The following is a 20793-nucleotide window of genomic DNA, read 5'->3' as shown; positions in this document are numbered from 1 at the left end:
CGCGAGCGGGGCAGCGGCCCGTCGTGGTGACGGTCGCTGCCCCGCTGCGCGCGGTGCGGTCAGGTCACGGGCGGGGCAGGGCCGCCTCGATCAGCGCGTTCTGCTCGACCTCGTGCATCTTGGCCGAGCCGACCGCAGGGGCGGCGGCGGCCGGGCGGGAGATCCGGCGCAGCCTGATCTCGCTCAGGTGCTCCAGCAGGTTGAGCGCGACGAAGCTCCACGCGCCCTGGTTGGCCGGCTCCTCCTGCACCCAGGCGTAGTCCTCGGCGTTCGGGTACTGCGCCAGGGCGGCCCGGATCTCCTCGACGGGCAGCGGGTAGAGCTGCTCCATCCGGATGATCGCGGTGTCGGTGACGCCCCGGTCGGCCCGGGCCTGGAACAGGTCGTAGTAGACCTTGCCCGAGCAGAGCAGCACCCGCTTCACCTGCTCCGGCGCCGGAGCGGCGGTGTCCCGCAGCACCGGCTGGAAGGTGCCGGTGGTGAAGTCCTCGACCGGGGAGACACAGAGCTTGTGCCGCAGCAGCGACTTCGGCGTGAACACCACCAGCGGCTTGCGCTTGGGCGACAGCGCCTGGCGGCGCAGCAGGTGGAAGTAGCTCGCCGGGGTGGTCGGGATGGCCACCCGCATGTTGTCCTCGGCGCAGAGCTGAAGGAACCGTTCCGGGCGGCCGGAGGTGTGATCCGGGCCCTGGCCCTCGTGGCCGTGCGGCAGCAGCAGGGTGACCGCGGAGCGCTGGCCCCACTTCACCTCGCCGGAGGAGATGAACTCGTCGATCACCGACTGGGCGCCGTTGACGAAGTCGCCGAACTGGGCCTCCCAGGCGACCAGCGCGTTGATGTTCTCCACCGAGTAGCCGTACTCGAAGCCCATCGCCGCGTACTCGCTGAGCAGCGAGTCGTGCACGAAGAACCGGGACCGCTCGCCGTCGGCGGTGAGCGACTGCAACGGCAGGTGGTCGGCGCCGGTCTTGGCGTCCACCACGGACGCGTGCCGCTGCACGAACGTGCCACGGCGCGAGTCCTGCCCGGCGAGCCGGACGGTGACCCCGTCGTGCAGGAGCGCGCCGAGGGCGATGATCTCGCCGAAGCCCCAGTCGATGTTGCCCTCGACGGACATCTTGGCCCGCCGGTCGAGCAGCTGCTGGATCCGCTTGTGCGGGGTGAAGCCCTCCGGCAGGTTGACGTGGGCGTCGCCGACCGCCTTGACCACCTCGACGCTGGTGGCGGTCTCCACCTGCGGCTCCGGCTCGTCCTCGCGGCGCTGCCGGGCCGGCTGCTTCGGCGCCGAGGCGGCATCCCGGGTGGCCTTGAAGACCCGCTCCAGCTGCGACTGGTAGTCGCGCAGCAGCTCCTCCGCGTCCTCCACGGTGATGTCGCCCCGGCCGATCAGCTCCTCGGTGTAGAGCTTCCGGACCGACCGCTTCGAGTCGATGATCTTGTACATCTGCGGGTTGGACATCGACGGGTCGTCGCCCTCGTTGTGCCCGCGCCGGCGGTAGCAGACCATGTCGATCACGACGTCCTTGTTGAACGCCTGCCGGTACTCGAACGCCAGCCGGGCGACCCGGACCACGGCCTCGGGGTCGTCGCCGTTGACGTGCAGGATCGGCGCCTCGATCATCCGGGCCACGTCGGTGCTGTAGAGGCTGGACCGGGAGTGCTCCGGTGCGGTGGTGAAGCCGACCTGGTTGTTGACCACCACGTGCACCGTGCCGCCGGTGCGGTAGCCGCGCAGCTGCGACAGGTTGAGCGTCTCGGCGACCACGCCCTGGCCGGCGAAGGCGGCGTCACCGTGCACCGCCAGCGGCAGCACCGTGTACCCCTCCAGCTTGAGATCGATCCGGTCCTGCTTGGCCCGGACGATGCCCTCCAGCACCGGGTCGACGGCCTCCAGGTGCGAGGGGTTCGCCACCACCGACACCTTGACGGCGTGCTCGCCGTCCGGGGTGGTGAACTTGCCGTTCTGGCCGAGGTGGTACTTCACGTCGCCCGAGCCCTGGGTGGAGCGCGGGTCGAGGTGCCCCTCGAACTCCGAGAAGATCTTCTCGTACGGCTTGCCGACGATGTTGGCCAGCACGTTGAGCCGGCCGCGGTGGGCCATCCCGATGACGACCTCGTCGAGCCCCGCCTCGGCGGAGGACTCCAGCACCTCGCCGAGCAGCGGGATCAGCGACTCGCCGCCCTCCAGCGAGAAGCGCTTCTGGCCGACGTACTTGGTCTGCAGGAAGGTCTCGAACGCCTCGGCGGCGTTGAGCCGGTTGAGCACGTGCTTCTGCTCGTCGGTGCTGGGCTTCTCGTACTTGCGCTCGATCCGCTCCTGGATCCAGCGCCGCTCCTCCGGGTCCTGGATGTGCATGTACTCCACGCCGACCCGGCGGCAGTACGAGTCGCGCAGCACGCCGAGGATGCTCCGCAGCTTCATCCGCTGCTTGCCGGCGAAGCCGTTGACCGGGAAGACCCGGTCGAGGTCCCACAGGGTCAGCCCGTGCTGCAGCACGTCCAGGTCCGGGTGCTTGCGGATCTTGAATTCCAGCGGGTCGGTGTCGGCCATCAGGTGGCCGCGCACCCGGTACGCGTGGATCAGCTCGTGCACCCGCGCGGTCTTGTTGATCTGACCCTCGGAGTCGACCGCGACGTCCCGCATCCAGCGCACCGGCTCGTACGGGATGCGCAGCGAGGTGAAGATCTGGTCGTAGAAGGCGTGCTCGCCCAGCAGCAGCTCGTGCATGACCTTGAGGAACTCGCCGGACTGCGCGCCCTGGATGATCCGGTGGTCGTACGTGCTGGTCAGGGTGATGATCTTGCTGACGGCCAGCTCGGCCAGGGTGGCCTCGCTCATCCCCTGGTACGGCGCCGGGTACTCCATCGCGCCGACGCCGATGATGGCGCTCTGCCCGGCCATCAGGCGCGGGATCGAGTGCACCGTGCCGATGCCGCCCGGGTTGGTCAGCGAGATCGTGGTGCCGGAGTAGTCGTCCATGGTCAGCTCGTTGCGGCGGGCGCGACGGACCACGTCCTCGTACGCCTGCCAGAACTGCCGGAAGTCCATCCGCTCGCAGCCCTTGATCGACGGGACCACGAGGTTGCGGGAGCCGTCGGGCTTGGCCAGGTCGATCGCGATGCCCAGGTTGACGTGCTCGGGGCGGACCATCGCCGGCTTGCCGTTGACCTCGGCGAAGGAGTTGTTCATCTCCGGGTGCTCGACGAGCGCCCGGACCATCGCGTAACCGATCAGGTGGGTGAAGCTGACCTTGCCACCTCGCCCGCGGGCGAGGTGGTTGTTGACCACGATGCGGTTGTCCACCAGCAGCTTGGCCGGGACGGCCCGCACGCTCGTCGCGGTCGGCACGCTCAGCGAGGCGTCCATGTTCTGGACGATCTTCGCGGCGACGCCGCGCAGCGGAGTGGTCTGCGGGCCGGAGACGGCCGGCTTCGCCGGGGCGGCCTTGGCGGGCGCGGCGGCCTTGGCCGCCGGGGTGGGCTTTGCGGGCGCGGCCTTCGCCGGGGCCGGCTGCGCGGCGGGCTTCGCGGCCGGCTCCGCCTTCGGCGCGGCCGGCTCCGCCTTCGCGACCGGCTGGGCGACGGCGGCGGCCTCCTGCTGCCCGGCGGGCTCCGGCGCGGCGGCAGCCGCCTTGTCGGCCTTGCCGTCGGGGCGCGGTGTGGCGGCGCCGGGCGCCGGCCGATAGTCGGCGAAGAAGTCATGCCAGGCCGAATCGACGCTGCTTGGGTCGGCGAGGTAGCGCTGGTACATCTCCTCGACGATCCACTCGTTCGGGCCGAAACCCGCCAGTGGGTTCTCCTGCGAAGTCTGCTGGGTCGACACGGCCGGTAATCGCCTCTTTCACGCGGGTTTGGTGTGTCACGCGGTGTCAGCCGTTGCCCGGTACGCGGGTGGACGGGAGACGGCCCCCAGGCTACGCCGTAGGAACACGCTAGGCATTTCCGGCTCCGGCGCGTGGTCCGTTTCACAGAAGATGCAGAAGTCCGGTCGACGCCGCGTGTCCAGTTGACCGCCGACCGGAACGGGCCCGGCCCCGGGGCGTGATCCAGTGATCACGCTCCGGGGCCGGGTTGCCGCGTCGACCGCGGGCGTCAGGAGATGTCCCGCCGCCGGATGGTGAGGGCGCCGATCACGCCGGCCAGCACGGCGTACCCGATCAGCACCGCAGCCCCCGCCCAGCGGGGCGGGTTGCCCGGGATCTCGACCCCGCTGACCATCAGCGACGACGCCAGCGAGGGCACCACCACCTGGAGCTTGTTGATCCACTCGCCGTACTTGGAGGCCAGGAGGGCCAGCACGGCGACGGCCCCGATCGAGCCGCCCAGGTAGAGCAGGATGCCGGTGACCGTCGCGCCGATCTGGCTGCGGATCAGCACCCCGATCCCGACCCCCAGCACCGACCAGAGCAGGTACGCCAGCGCGTTCAGCCCGATCGCCCGCCAGACCGCGCCGCTGCCGAACTGGGTGCCGACGTCCACGTTGTTCAGGATCAGCGCGCCGAACACCAGGTTGAGCGCGGTGGTGACCAGCCAGAACAGCATCGCGAGCACGGCCCCGGCGATCAGCTTGGCCACCATGACCGCCGTGCGGTGCGGCACCGTGAGGAACGTGGTGGTCACCGTCTGGTGGAAGAACTCACTCGTCACCACGATGATGCCGAGCAGCATCACGATGAGCAGCCCGAAGAACTGGCCGTTGGTGTAGATGTTGGCGGCCAGGCTGTCCGCCGACTGCACGGCCTGGATCTGGTCGGCCTGCTCGGCCGGCACGTCCTCGAAGCCCCCGCTGGCCAGCGCGTCGGTCTGCAACCAGTTGAACAGCAGGGCGAGGATCCACAGCGGTAGCGAGATGAGCCCGAAGATCCACCAGGTGCTGGTGGTCCGGATCTTGAGCAGCTCGGATCGGACGAGGTTCATCGGATGCCCGCCTTTCCGGCCGTCAGCTCCAGGAAGACCCGCTCCAGGTCGGGTCGCTCCGGGGTCAGTTCGTGCAGCTCCACCTTCGCGGCCAGGGCGGCCCGGCCGATGGCCGGGGCGTCCAGCCCGCCGACCAGGAGCACGCCGTGCTCGCCGGTCTCCACCGTCGCGGACTGCTCGCGCAGCACCGCGACCAGTTCCTCGGCCTGCGGGGTGCGCACCCGCACCTGGCCGCCCTGCGCCATCGAGCCGAGCACCTGCTCGACCGGCCCCTGCCGGATCAGCTTGCCGGCCGCGATGATCACCACGTCGTCGGCGAGCAGCTGCATCTCCGACAGCAGGTGGCTGGAGACCAGCACCGTGCGGCCCTCGTGGGCCAGGCCCTTGAGGAAGCCGCGCATCCACCGGATGCCCTCGGGGTCGAGCCCGTTCGCCGGCTCGTCGAGGATCAGTACCCGGGGGTCGCCGAGCATCGCGGCGGCGATGCCGAGGCGCTGCTTCATGCCCAGTGAGTAGCCCTTGAACTTGCGCTTCGCCGCCGGGGTCAGCCCGACCAGGGCGAGGACCTCGTCGGCCCGCTGACTCGGCAGCCCGGCCGCCGCGCAGATCACCCGAAGGTGGTTGATCCCGGTACGGCCCTTGTGCGCGCTGGACGCCTCCAGCACCGCGCCGACGTGGCGCAGCGGGTCGGCCAGGTCGACGTACCGCTGGCCGCCGATGGTCGCGCCGCCGCTGCTCGGGGTGACCAGGTTCAGCAGCATGCGCAGCGTCGTGGTCTTGCCGGCGCCGTTCGGGCCGAGGAAGCCGGTCACCCGCCCCGATGCGACCGTGAACGACAGATTGTCGACCGCCCGAACGTTCTTGTACTGCTTCGTCAGGCCGGACACCACGATCTGACCGCTGCCGATGGTGGGGCTTCGCTGCCCGTCAGACATCGTTCTCCTCCCGTGCGTGGCGCGTGGACGCGCCGACATGTGCGGCGCTGTTGCGGATGCGCCGTCGCACAGCGTGGCAAGACGGCGCAACCAGGTCAATCAGGCGCGACACCTACACCCGACTCAGTCTCAGGCAGGAGGGCATCCTCCCCAGGGACGAGGCCGCCCGCCCCGCCCCCGCCGGTCACGCCCCGGGCAGGGCGATCCAGGTGGCCCGGGCGCGGCCCAGCAGGCGGCCGTCGGGGCCGTACAGGGCGGTGCGGACCAGCGCCTTGCGCCCCCGGGTGTCGTCCGCCACGCCGGTGACCACGCACTCGTCGCCCGGGGCCGGCAGCGCGTCCAGCACGGCGGCGATCCGGCCGAGCACGTACGGGCGGCCGGGGCCGATCACGGCCCAGCCCCCGGAGCAGTCCAGCGCCGCCCAGGCCGTCGCGGGGGTGACCTCGGCCGGGGCGGTGAACGGCGCGGCCGTCCGTCCGTCCGGCAGCCGGCCGGGGAAGATCCGCAGGCCGTCGACCCGGTCCGGCCCGCAGACGTAGCAGCCGGGAAAGGGATGCTCTCTCAGCCCGGGGTACGCCGCCGCGGCGGCCCGCGCCGTGCCGAGGTCGACCGGCGGCACCGCCTCCGGGGCGTCCCCGGCCGGCCGCACCTCGGCGACCAGCCGGCCACCGGGGTCGCGGACCTCACCGCCGGCCACGGTCAGCGGGGTCTCCAGCGGCGGCGGCTGCCGCAGCGTCACCTCGACCGGCCCGTCGTGCCCGGTGGCGGCGGCGAGAGCGGCGGCGGTCCAGCCGCCGTTGCCCGAGCCGGGCGGGCCGTTGAACCGCGCCGGGATGATCACTGTCATGGATGGTTCTCCTGACGTCTCCGGTGACGTGGACCACCCTCTCATCCCGGTCCGGGTCGACCGCCCGGCGGCGTCCACCGGACGCCTTCCCGACACGCGATGCGATCCGGGCGCTCGACGGTGCCCTGGACGGGCTGCGCCGCCTGCTGACCGGCCCGGGCGGCGCTCTCAGGGTTTTTCCAGCAACCACCCAGCGTGGGCGCAGCGATGTCACGGATGATGGTCGGCATGGCCGCTACCCAGACCGAGGCGCGACTGCTCGTCGTCGAGGACGACCCCAACATCCTCGAACTGCTCTCCGCGAGCCTCCGCTTCGCCGGCTTCGACGTGGCCACCGCGACCAGCGGGAGCGCCGCGCTGAGCGCCGCCAAGGACCACCGCCCCGACCTGGTGGTCCTCGACGTGATGCTGCCCGACCTCGACGGGTTCGAGGTCATCCGGATGCTCCGCGAGGGCGGCACACGCACCCCGGTGGTCTTCCTGACCGCCCGGGACGCCACCGACGACAAGATCCGCGGGCTGACCCTGGGCGGCGACGACTACGTCACCAAGCCGTTCAGCCTGGAGGAGCTGACCGCCCGGATCCGGGCCGTGCTGCGCCGGACGGCCAGCGGCGAGCAGGCCCCCTCCCGGCTCACCTTCGCCGACCTGGAACTGGACGAGGAGACGCACGAGGTGCACCGGTCCGGGCAGCGGGTGCAGCTCTCGCCGACCGAGTTCAAGCTGCTGCGGTACCTGATGCTCAACGCCAACCGGGTGCTGTCCAAGGCGCAGATCCTCGACCACGTGTGGAACTACGACTTCCGGGGCGACGACAACATCGTCGAGTCGTACATCTCCTACCTGCGACGCAAGGTCGACAACACCCAGCCCCGGCTGATCCACACCCTGCGCGGAGTGGGGTACGTCCTGCGCAAGCCGGCGGCGTGAGCGTCGTAGCGGAGGCGAAGGGCAGGCTGCGCGGCGTCCCTCTGCGGATCAAGCTGGTCGCGGCGGTGCTGGCCCTGGTCGCCGCCGCACTGGTGGTGATCAGCTCGCTGACCACGTACTTCCTGCACAATTACCTGATCGATCAGATGGACGGCGAGTTGCAGTCGGCCAGCAGACAGGTCGGTGACGTGCTTCCCGACCTGGAGGCCCGCCGGGCGCAGGCGACGCTACCCACCGACTACGTCGTCGCGCTCGCCGACCAGAACCAGACCCGGATCGTCGGGTACGACCCCAGCTTGCAACGGGACAACCTGCCGCCGATCCCGGCCGACCTGGCCGGCTTCCGCGCTGAGGAGGGCGAACCGTTCAACGTCCGGGCAGAGGACGGGGGGGACCGCTGGCGGATGCTCTACCGGGAGCTGCCGGATGGCCGGGTGCTCGCCGTCGGGCAGCACCTGACCGACGTGGACCTGGCGGTGAAGCGGCTGGTCTGGATAGATCTCCTGGTCGGCGGGGCGGTGCTGATCCTGCTCGCCTCCATCGGGGCGGCGATCGTGCGGACCAGCCTCAAGCCGCTGGTGGACATCGAACGTACCGCCGGGGCGATCGCCGGCGGCGACCTGACCCGGCGGGTGCCCGACCCGGAGGAGGGGCAGCCCTTCCCCACCTCGGAGCTGGGGCGGCTGTCCCGGGCGCTGAACACGATGCTCGCCCAGATCGAGGCCGCGTTCACCGCCCGCGCCGCCTCGGAGATCGCCGCCCGGTCGGCCGAGGCCGGCGCCCGCGACGCGGCAGCCGCCGCCCAGGCGTCCGAGACCAGGGCCCGGCGCTCCGAGGAGCGGATGCGGCAGTTCGTCGCCGACGCCTCGCACGAGCTGCGTACGCCGCTGACCACCATCCGGGGCTTCGCCGAGCTGTACCGGCAGGGAGCCGCCCGGGCCCCCGAGGAGACCGCCGGCCTGCTGCGCCGGATCGAGGACGAGGCGTCCCGGATGGGGCTGCTGGTGGAGGACCTGCTGCTGCTGGCCCGGCTGGACCGGGAGCGGCCGCTATCGCTCGCCCCGGTGGAGCTGCCGCTGCTGGCCGGCGACGCCGCGCAGGCCGCCCGGGTGGTGGCCCCGGACCGGCGGGTCGAGCTGGAGATCGAGCCCGGCTCCGGGCCGCTGGTGGTGCTCGGTGACGACGCCCGGCTGCGTCAGGTGATCGGCAACCTGATGACCAACGCGCTCACCCACACCCCGCCGGACGCCTCGGTGACCCTGCGGCTGCGTACCGAGCCGGGGAACCTGGCGGTGGTCGAGGTCGCGGACACCGGCCGCGGGCTCTCCCCGGAACAGGCCGAGCGGGTCTTCGAACGCTTCTACCGCGCCGACGCCGCCCGCACCCGGCGGGCCGGCGGTGCCACCGGGACCGGGCTGGGCCTGGCCATCGTGGCGGCGTTGGTGGCCGCCCACCACGGCGCCGTCGAGGTCGCCGAGACCCCCGGCGGGGGCGCGACCTTCCGGGTCCGGCTGCCGCTGCTGCCGGACATCGACGATTCGGGCGAGTGACTTTCAGGCAACTTCCAGGCTGGTTCCAGGCTGGTCGCAGTGGCAGGGGAGAAGGTGGACACATGACCGAGTACGAGACCGACCCGCAGCGGCGGCCGGCGCCCTCCGACGCCGAGCCGTCGTACCCCACCGCCGAGCTGTCCCGCCGCGAGCCCGGGCAGTCCGACTCCCCGGCCGTCGAGCCCGACGCTCCGGCCACGCCGGCCGCCCCCACGACCCCCTCCACCGCCCCGGTTGACGCGCCCGCCGCCCCGGTTGACGCGCCCGCCGCCTCCCACGCTCCGGGTGTCGCGCCCGGCTCCGCCGCCCCGGTCTCCGGCCCCGGCCCGTACCCGTACGGCGGTTACGCCCCGCCGGCCGCCACCCCGTCCGGCGCGCCGTACCCGGTCGCCGGGCAGCAGCAGCCGGCCGGGCAGTACCCGACGAGCCCCTGGCAGCCCGGGCAGCAGTCCGGCTGGGCTGCGGGGGGCCAGCACGGGCCGGCGACCCCCGAGTACGCCCCGCACGCCGGGAGTCCCACGTACCCGGGCGGCCCGGTGCCGCCGCAGCACCCCGGCCAGCAGGTCCCGCAGTGGGCGCAGGGCCCGGCCCCCAAGCCGAGCCGGATCGCCAAGCTGGCCGGCGCGGGCGTCGCGGTGTTCGCGCTGATGCTCGGCTCCGGTGTCGCCGGCGGCGCGCTCGCGCTCGCCGTGGACGGCGACTCGGGCGGGATCACCCGCACCTACTCCGCCGCGCCGGTGATCAACAGCGCCGACCTGCCGAAGATCGCCGCCGCCGTGCAGGACAGCGTGGTCTCGATCAGCACCGGCAGCGGCGAGGGCTCCGGCGTCATCCTCAGCGCCGACGGCTACGTGCTCACGAACAACCACGTGGTGGCCTCCGCCAGCGGCGAAACCCTGCGGGTGATCTTCGCCGACGGCAAGAACGCCGAGGCGAAGATCGTCGGCACCGACCCGAAGACCGACCTGGCCGTGGTGAAGGCCACCGGGGTCAGCGACCTCAAGGCCGCCAAGTTCGGCGACAGCGACGGCATGCAGGTCGGCGACCAGGTGTTGGCCCTGGGCAGCCCGCTGGGCCTGCAGGGCTCGGTCACCTCGGGCATCGTCAGCGCCCGGGACCGCACCATCCAGGCCGGCGAGGGCCAGCAGCAGGACCCGAGCCAGGGCGTCAGCTCGATCGCCGGGCTGCTCCAGACCGACGCCCCGATCAACCCGGGCAACTCCGGCGGCGCGCTGGTCAACACCCGGGGCGAGGTGATCGGCATCAACACCGCCATCGCCACCTCCGGGCAGAGCACCGGCAACATCGGCGTCGGCTTCGCCATCCCGAGCAACAAGGCCAAGGACGTCGCCGGGAAGCTCCAGCGCGGCGAGAAGGTCAGTCATCCCTCGCTCGGGGTGGGCGTGAACCCGGCCGAGGACGGCGGCGCAGTGGTCGCGTCCGTCACGCCGGGCAGCGCCGCCGAGAAGGCCGGCCTCCAGCGGGGCGACGTGATCACCAAGTTCGGCGACACGGTGGTCAACGACTCCAACGATCTGGTGGGCGCCGTCCAGGCCGGCAAGGTCGGCGATCGGGTCGAGGTGCAGTACCAGCGAAACGGATCGGCGGCGACGGCAACCGTAACGCTCTCCGAGACGTCATAACACCAACAGACCTACCTCCTCCGGGGCGGTGGGTGGCGGAGCCAAGGGGGTTGGCTCCGTCACCCACCGCCCTCTCCCTGTTCCGGCGCGTCCCCCACCCGATCCGGGTGAGCCGGTCTCACCCCCTCGCCGGGCACGGTGACCGTGCGCGGGGTGGCACGGGAGGGGGAACCACATGGACACGGCGACGAGCGTCCGGACCGATCCGGAGATCCACCGCGACGTCCTCGCGGAGCTGGACTGGGACCCCCAGGTCCCGCCGACCGTGGTCGGGGTGGCCGTGCTGCACGGCGTGGTCACCCTCACCGGCTCGGTGGACAGCTACGCCCACCGCTGGGCAGCCGTACGGTGCGCCCAGCGGATCCGCGGCGTCCGCGCGGTCGCCGACGACATCGAGGTACGCCCGTCGGACGTCCCCGGGCAGACCGACACCGAGCTGGCCCTCGCGGCCGGGCGGGCCCTGGAATGGGACAGCTTCGTGCCGGCCGAACGGCTGGACGTCACCGCCGCCAACGGGTGGCTGATCCTGCGGGGCGAGGTGGAGTTCGGCTGGCAGCGGCGTACCGCCGAACGGGAGCTGCGCCGGCTGCGGGGCGTGCGCGGGGTGACCAACCTCGTCGAGGTCCGCCCCGCGAGGCGGCCGACCGGCGAACGCGCCCGGCACGACGTGCAGCGGGCCGTGTCCCGGATCCTCGGCACCGCGCGGGTACAGGCCCGGGTGCGCGGCGAAACCGTGGTCCTCACCGGCGTGGTCCGCTCCTGGTGGGAACGGGACGAGGCGGAACGGATCGCCTGGTCGACCCCGGGGGTTCGAGCCGTCGACGACCGGCTCGTGGTGGTCGGCTAGGGGCGCCGGCACCGGCTGGTGGACCGGGCCGGGCGACCGGCGCCGCCCGCCGTGCGGCCGGTTTGACCACCGTTCCAGCCGGGAAAGCGCCGCCGATCACGCGCACTGGGACCAACGGGGAGGACTCGTGGCCGTGAACGACCTGCCGTCCGACCGCTCGGGGGAGCACCCGCTGAGGATCGCGATGGTGGTCCCACCGTGGCTGCCCGTGCCACCCCCCGGCTACGGCGGCCTGGAACAGGTGGTCGCCGGGCTGGTGGACGCGCTGACCGAGCTGGGGCACGCGCTGACGGTATTCGGGGCAGGCCCGGAGCACGGCACCCGGGCCGGATACGTCTCCACCTGCGACGACCTCCAGTACGACCGGCTCGGCGAGTCGCTGCCGGAACTGGCCCACCTGGCCCACGTCGACCGCCTCGTCGGGTCGGACGACTTCGACCTCGTGCACGACCACACCACCATCGGGCCGCTGGTCGCCGGCCGCCGGGCGGTGCCCACCGTGGCCACCGTGCACGGCAACCCGGTCGGCGAGTACGGCACGGTGCTCGGCAACACCGACCACGGGGTCGGGCTGGTGGCCATCTCACACACCCAGCGCCGGCTGAACCCGGGGCTGCCGTGGGTCGGCACCGTGCACAACGCGCTCGACACCTGGGACGTGCCGCACAAGGCCGTCCCGGGCCGCGGCCCGGTGCTCTGGCTGGCCCGGTTCAGCCCCGACAAGGGCCCCGACGTGGCGATCCGGGCCTGCCGGTCGGCGGGCCTGCCGCTGGTGCTCGCCGGCAAGTGCAACGAGCCCGCCGAGCGCCGGTACTACGAGCAGGTGGTCGAGCCGATGCTCGACGAGGACGTGACCGTGGTGTTCAACGCGGACCGGGACGCCACCCTGCGGATGCTCGTGGACGCCCACTGCCTGATCATGCCGATCCAGTGGGAGGAGCCGTTCGGCATGGTGATCCTGGAGGCGATGGCGACCGGCACGCCGGTGGTGGCGCTGCGCCGGGGGGCCGTGCCGGAGCTGGTCCGCCCCGGCGTGACCGGCCTGGTCTGCGACCGCCCCGAAGACCTGCCGGGCGCGCTGCGGCAGGCCGGACGGCTGGACCCGGTGGCCTGCGTGGCACACGTGGCGGAGAACTTCTCCACCTCCCGGATGGCCCTGGGCTACGAGGCGGTGTACCGGAGCTTTCTCGGCACCTCCGGGCGCGCAGCGACCCGCAGGCCGGTCCCCGTCACCGCCCGCTGACCGGGTCGCCCCGAGCACGCCGCCCGGTCGGTCTGCCTCGTACCGACCCCGACGGGTCAGACCCGGGTCACGCCGAGCTGCTGGAAGGCCGTGTCGAGCCGGCGGGCGTACGCCGGGGTGATGCTGCCCTCGCGCCGCCGGTCGGCGACCTTGTCGCGGGCCCGCCGCACCGCGCCGGCCAGGTCGTCCCGGCCGCCCGCGGCGGTGACGTGGCCGAGCAGGTTGCGCAGGTCCGTGCCGACGTCGGTGCGGATCCCGCCGTCGGCCACCCCCGCCTCGATGAGCTGGTCGACCCGGCTGGCCGCCTCGGCCAGGCTTCCGCCGGACGGTGTCGGCGGCGTGGTCACCGCCGACGGGGCGGGCCGCGTCCCGCCGGGCGGCCGGGGCGTGACGGTCGGGGCGCTCAGGGGCGGATCCGGCGCGGCCGTCGATGCCGCCACCGTCGGGGCGCCGGTCGGGGCGGCCCCGGGCGGCGGCGGGTCCGCGTCCCGGGTCACCGTCGGCAGGAGCAGCGCCAGCCCGGTGACCACCACGACCCCCACCGCGATCACCGGCACCGGCACCGGCCAGCGGCGACGATCCGACCGGACGCGCCGCCGCCCGCCCCCGCCCGGCGGTGCCACGTCCGGAGTGGACGCGGCCGGCACGGCGGCGGCCGGCGGCCCGGAGGGCCCGGCGACCGGCGTCGGCTCGGGCGGGCCGACGATCGACGGCAGGGTCACGGTCGGGGCGAGCATGGTGGCGGCCTGCGGGTCGGCCGGCAGGAGCTGATCGCGTAGCGCGAGGGCGACCCGGTGCGCGGAGGGCCGGTCCCGCGGCTCCCGGGACAGACACCGCAGGCAGATACGGGCCACCTCGGTCGGCAGCGCCGGCACCTCCAGCGGAGGTGGGGCGTCGCCGGTGCCCAACGCCGCGCCGAGCTGCTCCCAGGTGTCCGCCGGGTACGGCACCCGCCCGGTCAGCATCTCGTACAGCAGCACCCCGAGGGAGTAGATGTCGGTGGCGGGCTGCGCCGGTGCCCCGTCCAGCCGCTCCGGGGCGACGTACGCGGGGGTGCCGAAGGTGCCGCCGTCCTCGTCCTCGTCCGGCGCGCCGATGTGGGTGGCGATGCCGAAGTCCAGCACCTTGGCGCCGACCGGGGTCATCATCACGTTGGCCGGGGTGATGTCCCGGTGCACGATGCCGAGCCGGTGCGCCGCTGCCAGCGCCTCCGCCACCTGGGCACCGATCTCGACCGCGTTCGGCCAGGGCAGCGGGCCCTCGGTCAGCCGGTACTCCAGCTCCTCCCCGGCGAGCAGCTCCATCACCACGAACGAGGTGATGCTGCCGTCCGGGGCGAGCGTCTCGCCGTAGTCGTGCACCGCCGTCACGTGCGGGTGGACGAGCTGGGCGGCGCTGCGCGCCTCCTCGCGGACCATGTCCCGGAACCGGGCGTCCGCCGCCAGCGAGGGGGCGAGCACCTTCAGCGCCACCGTGCGGTCCAGCACCTCGTCCCGGGCACGCCAGATGACCGACATGCCACCGGCACCGATCTGGTCGATGAGCCGGTACCTACGGGCCAGCAGCCTTCCGGCGTGCAGTGTTGCCATCACGGAGCGCACCTGCCTGGTGTCGGGGCGGTATCAGGTTGCGCGAATGTGTCCAGCGTGTCAACGGCCGTCCGGTTCCACCCGTCCGGCCCGTGGCCGGTGGCAGCTCGGGCGGTGGATGGCCGACCGGCCGGGCCGTGCCAGGATGGACGGCATGGTCAGCGGTCCGGTGGCGTTCGTGCTCGGCGGCGGGGGAGTCCTCGGCGCGGTCGAGGTGGGCATGCTGCGTGCCCTGTTCCGCGCCGACGTCCGGCCCGATCTGGTGCTCGGCACCTCGATCGGCGCGGTTAACGGCGCGCTGGTCGCCGCCGACCCGACCGAGGCGGTGACCGACCGGCTGGTCCGGCTCTGGGCCTCCCCCGAGGCCAGCGAGGTGTACGGCGACTCGGTGGCCCGGCAGCTTCGCCGCTTCGCCGCCCGCACCCACCTGCACTCGCCCCGGCCGCTGCGCCGGCTGCTGGAGGCGGAACTCGGTGAGGAGACCACGTTCGCCGACCTGCGGGTGCCGTTCCGGTGCTGCGCGGCCAACATCGAGCGGGCCGCCGAGTACTGGTTCGACAGCGGGCCGCTGGTGCCCGCCGTGCTCGCCTCCGCCTCGGTGCCGGGGCTGCTGCCGCCCACCGAGATCGGTGGGCAGCACTACATCGACGGCGGGATCGTCAACTCCATCCCGATCGGCGAGGCGGTGGCCGTCGGGGCGCGGCAGATCTTCGTCCTCCAGGTGGGCCGGATCGAGCGGGAGCTGACCCCGCCCCGGCGGCCCTGGGAGATCGCCCAGGTGGCGTTCGAGATCGCCCGCCGGCACCGGTTCGCCCGGGAGATGGCGGCGCTGCCCGAGGGGGTGCAGGTGCACGTGCTGCCGACCGGGGGGCCGGGCCCCCGCGAGGACAGCCCGTGGGCGTACCGGGACATGGCGGCGGTGGGGCGGCGGATCAGCCGCGCGTACACCGCCTCCCGCCGCTACCTGGCCACCCACCTGGAACGCTGATGCCGCTGCCACCCCGGTGGGTACGCCGATTGCTGCTGGCACCCGGTGTGGTGCTGCTCGCGGTGCTGGTCGTGACCACCCTGCCGGTCTGGGCGTTCGCCGCGCTGGCGCTGTCCCCGCTGGTGCCGGGTCGGCTCCGGCCCCTGCGGCTGCTCTGGATCGGTTGCGTCTACCTGGTCTGGGACGCGGCGGCGCTGCTCGCCCTGTTCGCGCTCTGGCTGGCCTCGGGTTTCGGGGTGTGGAAGCGCACGCCGCCGTTCCAGCGGGCGCACTACGTGCTCGCCGGGTGGTTCCTCCGGGTGCTCTTCTGGCAGGCCCGGTGGACGCTGCGGCTGAGCATCGACGTGGTCGGCACCGACCCGGACACGGCGCTGCCGGGCCGACCCGAGCTGGTGCTCTGCCGGCACGCGGGGCCCGGCGACTCGTTCATCCTGATCCACGCGCTGGTCAACTGGTTCCACCGGGAGCCCCGGATCGTGCTCAAGGACAGCCTCCAGTGGGACCCGGCCATCGACGTGCTGCTCAACCGGCTGCCGTCCCGGTTCCTGGCCCCGGCCCGGAACCGGGACGGGTCGGTGGCCGAGCAGATCGGCCATCTCGCCACCGGGCTGGACGACAACGACGCGTTCGTGATCTTCCCGGAGGGCGGCAACTTCACCCCGCGTCGCAGGCTGCGGGCCATCGCCCGGCTGCGGTCCCTGGGGCTGGAGCGGATGGCGCTGCGCGCCGAACGGATGCAGCACGTGCTCGCGCCGCAGCCCGGCGGGCTGCTCGCAGCCCTGGACGCCGCCCCGGACGCCGGGGTGATCTTCGTCGCGCACACCGGGCTGGACCGGATGCTCACCGTCACCGACGTCTGGCGGGAGCTGCCGATGGACAAGCGGATCGTGATGCGGTTCTGGTCCGTGCCGCCGGAGGAGGTCCCCGTCGGCAAACAGGAGCGCATCGACTGGCTCTTCGACTGGTGGGCGCGGATCGACGAATGGATCGCGGCGCACCACGACGGGGCCGACGCCGCGTAGGGTGCGGTCGTGGAGCAGATCAGCGTGGTGACGACGGTGGTGGACAGCCGCTCCGTCGCGGACGTTCTTGCGGCAGCCGCGGTGGCCGGCCGGCTCGCCGCCTGCGCGCAGGTGGGCGGCCAGGTGGACAGCACCTACTGGTGGCGGTCCGCGGTGGAGACCAGTTCGGAGTGGTCGGTGCTGTTCAAGACCGCGCCGGACCGGGTGAACGCGCTGGTCGATCAGATCCGCGCCACCCACCCGTACGAGGTGCCGGAGATCCTGGTGACCCGGACCGAGAGCGGCAACCCCGACTACGCGGCCTGGGTGCACGAGCAGACCCGTCCCTGAGTACCCGCACTCTGGGCGGGGCGGACCACGGTCGGCATGATGGCCGCGTGGACACCACTGGCTACCCCTGCCCGGGGTGCGGGGCCCCCGCCGACCTGCGCGTCGGCTGCCGGCGCTGCGGCCGGGCACCCGACCCGGCCGCCGCCGAGGTGATTCGGCTCGATCGGGAGATCGTCCTGCTCGCCGGGCGGGCGGAGCAGGCCCGCCGGACGTACCTCGAACTGGTGGGGGCGGTGCGGTCGGCGCAGGCCCGCCGGGCGGAGCTGGCCGCCCGGGTGCGGGCGGCGACCCCGGTCGGCGCCCCGCGCCAGGCCGCGCCGCCGCCCGCCGGACCCACGCCCGCGGTCGGTCCCGCCCGGCCCGTTCCCGCGCCCGCGGTCGGTCCCGCCGGTCCCCTGGCGGTCCCGGCGGTGTGGAATGCCGGACCGGTGCCGGCCGGGTCGCCCGGACCGGTGCCGCCGCAGCGGTCGGTGCCGGCCGCGCCGGTCGGCGGGGCGGAGGCCTCCACCCGGACGGTGCAGGGGCTGCTCTTCGTCCTCGGCGGCCTGCTGCTCGGCACCGCGGCGGTGGTCTTCACGGCGGTGGCGTGGGCCGCCGTGGGCGTCGTCGGTAGGGCGCTGATCCTGCTCGCCTTCACCGTGCTCGCCCTGGCCGTCCCGCCGCTGCTGGCGCGGCGTGGGCTGCGCGGCACCGCGGAGACCTTCGCCGCGGTGGGGCTGCTGCTGGTGGTGCTCGACGGGTACGCCGCCTGGTCGGTGGACCTGTTCGGGGTGACCGGCTGGTCGGCGGCCCGCTACGCCGCGCTGGTCGGGGGGGCCGGCGCGGCGCTGGCGGCCGGCTACGGCCGGCTGACCCGCCTCGCGGTGCCGTGGTTCGCGGCGCTGCTCACCGTGCAGCCGGTGCTGCCCCTGCTCGCCGCCCCGGCCCGCCCCTCGGCGGCCGGGTGGACGCTGGTGTCCGTCGGCGTCGCAGCGCTGAACCTGGGCGTGGTCGCCGCCCTGCGCGGGCGCGGTCAGGTTGCGGTGGCCGGTCCCGGGCCGGTGGGGGTGCCGAGCGCGGCGACCGGTCCGGTGCCGGCGGGGGGTGCGGGGCCGGCGGTGGCAACGACGGCCGTCGTTGCCGGGCGGGTGCTGGCCTGGCTGGGTCACGGTGTCGCGCTGGCCGTCGCGGCGGGGTGCGCGCTGGTACCGCTCGCCCTGGGCCGGGTCGCCGGCACGCCGCTGCTGGCCGGGGGGCCGCTGCTGCTGGTGGCCCTGACGCTGCTCGGCGCGGCGTTGGTCGCCGGCGGGCGGTTGTTCCGGGCGATCACGGCCGGGGCGGTGGTCCCGGTGCTCGCCCTGGCGCTGCTCCGGCCGGTGGCGGAGCTGCGGCCGAACCTGCTGACCGTGGCGACGGCGCTGATCGCCCTCGTGCTGGTCGGCGCGGTCCGGCCGCTGCCCCGACTGGTCGGGCCCGGCCCCCGGGTCGGGGCCCTGGTGGTGGCCACCGGGGCCGCCCACGTCGCCGCGCTGCTCGCGGTCGTGCTCGGCGGGGTCGCGGTGGGCAGGGCGCTGCCGCCGTGGCGGGGCGTCGGCGCCGGTCCGGACCTGTCGTGGGGGTGGCAGGTCCCGGTCGCCGTGGTGCTGGCGGCGGTGGCGCTGGCGGCGCTGCTGCCCCGGGTGACGAGGCCGGTCACCGGGGTGGTCGCGGTCGCGTTCGGCACCCTCGCGCTCACGGGCGTCGGGCCGGTGCCGTGGCCGGCGGTGCCCGCCGCCGACCTGGTCGTCGGAGCCGCCCTGCTGCTGTACGCGGTCACCAGGGCCCGGCCCTGGTGGGAGGCGCTGGTGGCGGCGGTCGCCGGCGGGGCCCTGGTCGGGCACGCCCTCCTGGTCGGGCTGGCCACGCCGGCCGGGGAGGCGGTGCTGCTCGGCGCGGTCGTGCTGCTCGGGACGGCGGTCGCCGCCCGGGGCCGCCGGGCAACCGGCGTCGGCCGGGGCGTCGCCGGGGCGGCCCTGGCCGCCGCGCTGCCGGCCTTTCAGGGCGCGGTGGCCGTCGCGTGCTTCGCGGCCGGGGCGGCGCCCTGGTGGCAGGCGCGGGCCGCCCTGGCCGCCGTCGGGCTGGCGCTGGGCGGCCTGCTCGCCGTTCGCCGCTGGTGGCCCGAGCTGACCGGCTACGCCTCGACCGCCTTCGCCGTCGGGTCCGCGCTGGCCGGGCTGGCGCCGCTGGTCGTACGGGCCGACGAGCCGTTGGCGCTCTACGCCGCGCTGGCGGTGCTGCTGACGGTGCTCGCCGGGCCGGGCGCGCCCAGGGTCGCCGGCCTGGGGCTGCTCGTGGTCGCGCTCCTCGCCGCCGCCCCGGTGATCGTGGCGGCGCTGGTGGCCCCGCACGGCGGGCCGGCCCTGCCCTGGTCCGGCGCGCCGATCGGCGGAACGATCCCGGGGGCCGCCCCGGCCGGCGTGGCCCTGCTCGTGCTCACCCTGGCGGCGGCGTTGGCGGGCCGGCCCTCGCACTTTCTCGGAAAACGCGGCCATTCGGCGTCCCACGCCCCCTCTTTCCGTGAGAGTGCGGGGGCCAACCGGACGCCGGTCGGGCCGCCGGACGGCGTGCAGCGACCCGGGGCGACGGTTGGCGGGGCGGCCGTGGTCGGTGCATGGCTGCCGGCGGTGCCGTTCGCCGCAGCGGCGCTGCCGGTGCTGCTGGCCGCCGCAGGCACGCCGTGGCCGGTGGTGCCGGCCGTCCTCCTGCTCACCGGGCTGGCCGCCCTGCTGGCCGCCGCGCTCGCCGGGCCCCGGCCGCTGCTCGTCCCCGTCACCGTGCCGGTGGGGCTGGTGGCCACCGCGTCCGGGCTGGCCGGACTGCTCGCCACCCGCGCCGGCACCCTCACCGGCCTCGGCGCGCTGGTCGTGGTCGCCACGGTGGTCGCCGTCGGGGGCCGGGTGGGCCCGGTCCGGCTGGGCGGGGCCCTGGTGGCGGTCGGCGCGGCGACCGGGTTCGCGGTCACCGCCGCGCTGGCGGCCAGCCTGCCGCTGCGCTCGGCCTCGTTCGCGGTGCTGGCGGTCGCGGTGCTGGTCCTGGCCGCCGCCGCGCTGCCGGCCGGGCGCGACCCGGCCCGGGGCCCGGCGCTGGACGTCGCCGCCCAGGCCGTCGCCCTGCTCGCCGTGCTGCTGGCCGGCGGGTCGCCCCGGCACGCCGCCGCGGTCTGCGTGCTCTGGGGGGTCGCCGTGGGGCTGCGGCTGCTGCGCCGCGGCGAGCCGACCGGGCGGCGGTGGGCGTTCGCGGGCGTCGCCGGGGGCAGCGAGCTGCTCGGCACCTGGCTGCTGCTGGGCGCGGGCGGGGTGGTGCTGCTGGAGGCGTACACCCTGCCGACGGCCGGGGTGGCGCTGGCCGCCGGGGTGGTGGCGCTGCGTACCCGCCCGGGCCTGAACAGCTGGCTCGCGCTCGGGCCGGGGCTGGCCGCCGCGCTGCTGCCCGGCCTCGTGTCGGTGCTGTTCGCGCCGGAGCCGCAGCCCTGGCGACGGCTGCTGCTCGGGGCCGGCGCCCTGGCCGTGGTCCTGGCCGGGTCGGCCCGCCGCTGGCAGGCGCCGGCGCTGCTCGGCGGGATCACCCTGGCCCTGCTCGCGCTGCACGAGCTGGTGCGTAGCTGGGACCTGCTGCCCCGCTGGATCTTCCTGGCCGTCGGCGGGCTGGCCCTGATCGGCCTGGCTGCCACCTACGAGCGACGCCGGCGCGATCTGGCCAGGCTCCGGGCGGTGGTCGGCCGGATGGGGTGAACCCGTCGGCGTTCCGCGCGTGCGGGCACGCGCGTTGAACAGGACGAAGCCGGAGGAAGCGGGGCACGGCGGGGCGGGGCGCAGGGAGCCCGGGCGGGCCGGGGTAGGGCACGCCCTACCCCGGAGACGGGGGTGGCCCGGGTTACGCTGCGCAATCGGTTGCCCGCAGACTTGACGGTAGGGCACGCCGTCCGGCGTGCCTG

General features: G+C 74.5%; 13 protein-coding genes and 2 pseudogenes. 10 read left to right on the top strand and 5 right to left on the bottom strand.

Translation table 11 applies throughout. The annotated features are described in order from the left end of the window. Positions 1 to 64: 64 nt before the first annotated feature. The 4 genes from ABT023_RS18280 to ABT023_RS18265 form a co-directional block, all read right to left on the bottom strand. Positions 65 to 3823, bottom strand: a complete 3759-nt coding sequence (locus ABT023_RS18280; protein ID WP_350886922.1) for a multifunctional oxoglutarate decarboxylase/oxoglutarate dehydrogenase thiamine pyrophosphate-binding subunit/dihydrolipoyllysine-residue succinyltransferase subunit — start codon at positions 3821 to 3823, stop codon at positions 65 to 67. A gap of 269 nt (positions 3824 to 4092) precedes the next feature. Continuing rightward, the gene (locus ABT023_RS18275; RefSeq protein ID WP_350886920.1) at positions 4093 to 4917 is read right to left on the bottom strand and encodes a DUF2705 family protein; all 825 of its coding nucleotides are present in this window, start codon (positions 4915 to 4917) and stop codon (positions 4093 to 4095) included. Then, entirely contained in the window at positions 4914 to 5852 is a 939-nt protein-coding gene (locus ABT023_RS18270) for an ABC transporter ATP-binding protein (RefSeq protein WP_350886918.1), read from the bottom strand. Before ABT023_RS18270 ends, ABT023_RS18275 begins: the two co-directional genes overlap by 4 nt. A 184-nt stretch (positions 5853 to 6036) precedes the next feature. Then, the gene (locus ABT023_RS18265) at positions 6037 to 6693 is read right to left on the bottom strand and encodes a hotdog fold domain-containing protein (protein WP_350887065.1); all 657 of its coding nucleotides are present in this window, start codon (positions 6691 to 6693) and stop codon (positions 6037 to 6039) included. A gap of 234 nt (positions 6694 to 6927) precedes the next feature. On the opposite strand from ABT023_RS18265, the gene ABT023_RS18260 reads away from it, so the two are divergent. The 6 genes and pseudogenes from ABT023_RS18260 to ABT023_RS18240 all read left to right on the top strand — a co-directional run bounded on the left by ABT023_RS18260 (position 6928) and on the right by ABT023_RS18240 (position 12912). Continuing rightward, entirely contained in the window at positions 6928 to 7629 is a 702-nt protein-coding gene (locus ABT023_RS18260; RefSeq protein ID WP_117665530.1) for a response regulator transcription factor, read from the top strand. Next, positions 7626 to 7794 (top strand): annotated as a pseudogene (locus tag ABT023_RS29145) (two-component sensor histidine kinase); the annotation flags it as partial. The gene ABT023_RS18260 and the pseudogene ABT023_RS29145, both read left to right, overlap by 4 nt. Positions 7795 to 7931: 137 nt before the next feature. Next, positions 7932 to 9179: pseudogene (locus ABT023_RS18255) on the top strand (sensor histidine kinase); the annotation flags it as partial. Positions 9180 to 9241: 62 nt separating this feature from the next. Next, complete coding sequence (locus ABT023_RS18250; RefSeq protein WP_350886914.1) at positions 9242 to 10822, top strand: trypsin-like peptidase domain-containing protein; 1581 nt, start codon at positions 9242 to 9244, stop codon at positions 10820 to 10822. Between the two features lie 175 nt (positions 10823 to 10997). Then, entirely contained in the window at positions 10998 to 11669 is a 672-nt protein-coding gene (locus ABT023_RS18245; protein WP_350886912.1) for a BON domain-containing protein, read from the top strand. A gap of 184 nt (positions 11670 to 11853) precedes the next feature. Then, positions 11854 to 12912, top strand: a complete 1059-nt coding sequence (locus ABT023_RS18240) for a glycosyltransferase (protein ID WP_350887063.1) — start codon at positions 11854 to 11856, stop codon at positions 12910 to 12912. Between the two features lie 56 nt (positions 12913 to 12968). Here the strand turns inward: ABT023_RS18240 and ABT023_RS18235 are convergent, their stop codons facing one another. After that, the gene (locus ABT023_RS18235; RefSeq protein ID WP_350886910.1) at positions 12969 to 14501 is read right to left on the bottom strand and encodes a serine/threonine-protein kinase; all 1533 of its coding nucleotides are present in this window, start codon (positions 14499 to 14501) and stop codon (positions 12969 to 12971) included. A gap of 154 nt (positions 14502 to 14655) precedes the next feature. Between ABT023_RS18235 and ABT023_RS18230 the strand changes: the two genes are divergently transcribed. From ABT023_RS18230 to ABT023_RS18215, 4 genes are read left to right on the top strand one after another with little or no spacing between them, the layout of a single operon-like run. Continuing rightward, the gene (locus ABT023_RS18230) at positions 14656 to 15489 is read left to right on the top strand and encodes a patatin-like phospholipase family protein (protein WP_350886909.1); all 834 of its coding nucleotides are present in this window, start codon (positions 14656 to 14658) and stop codon (positions 15487 to 15489) included. After that, the gene (locus ABT023_RS18225) at positions 15489 to 16511 is read left to right on the top strand and encodes a 1-acyl-sn-glycerol-3-phosphate acyltransferase (protein WP_350886907.1); all 1023 of its coding nucleotides are present in this window, start codon (positions 15489 to 15491) and stop codon (positions 16509 to 16511) included. The genes ABT023_RS18230 and ABT023_RS18225 overlap by 1 nt, the downstream gene beginning before the upstream one ends. 9 nt (positions 16512 to 16520) lie before the next feature. Then, positions 16521 to 16841, top strand: a complete 321-nt coding sequence (cutA, locus tag ABT023_RS18220) for a divalent-cation tolerance protein CutA (protein ID WP_350886905.1) — start codon at positions 16521 to 16523, stop codon at positions 16839 to 16841. Positions 16842 to 16888: 47 nt separating this feature from the next. Beyond that, entirely contained in the window at positions 16889 to 20590 is a 3702-nt protein-coding gene (locus tag ABT023_RS18215; protein WP_350886903.1) for an SCO7613 C-terminal domain-containing membrane protein, read from the top strand. Positions 20591 to 20793: the final 203 nt, after the last annotated feature.

The organism is Micromonospora sp. NPDC002296 (assembly GCF_040296145.1).
Lineage (GTDB): Bacteria > Actinomycetota > Actinomycetes > Mycobacteriales > Micromonosporaceae > Micromonospora.
This window is presented reverse-complemented; position numbering and strand designations above follow the sequence as displayed.

Excerpts from the sequence above, each read along its gene's own strand:
- ABT023_RS18275 (WP_350886920.1), bottom strand. The coding sequence starts at position 4,917 with ATGAACCTCGTCCGATCCGAGCTGCTCAAGATCCGGACCACCAGCACC.
- ABT023_RS18270 (WP_350886918.1), bottom strand. The coding sequence starts at position 5,852 with ATGTCTGACGGGCAGCGAAGCCCCACCATCGGCAGCGGTCAGATCGTG.
- ABT023_RS18260 (WP_117665530.1), top strand. The coding sequence starts at position 6,928 with ATGGCCGCTACCCAGACCGAGGCGCGACTGCTCGTCGTCGAGGACGAC.
- ABT023_RS18250 (WP_350886914.1), top strand. The coding sequence starts at position 9,242 with ATGACCGAGTACGAGACCGACCCGCAGCGGCGGCCGGCGCCCTCCGAC.
- ABT023_RS18245 (WP_350886912.1), top strand. The coding sequence starts at position 10,998 with ATGGACACGGCGACGAGCGTCCGGACCGATCCGGAGATCCACCGCGAC.
- ABT023_RS18240 (WP_350887063.1), top strand. The coding sequence starts at position 11,854 with ATGGTGGTCCCACCGTGGCTGCCCGTGCCACCCCCCGGCTACGGCGGC.
- ABT023_RS18235 (WP_350886910.1), bottom strand. The coding sequence starts at position 14,501 with ATGGCAACACTGCACGCCGGAAGGCTGCTGGCCCGTAGGTACCGGCTC.
- ABT023_RS18230 (WP_350886909.1), top strand. The coding sequence starts at position 14,656 with ATGGTCAGCGGTCCGGTGGCGTTCGTGCTCGGCGGCGGGGGAGTCCTC.
- ABT023_RS18225 (WP_350886907.1), top strand. The coding sequence starts at position 15,489 with ATGCCGCTGCCACCCCGGTGGGTACGCCGATTGCTGCTGGCACCCGGT.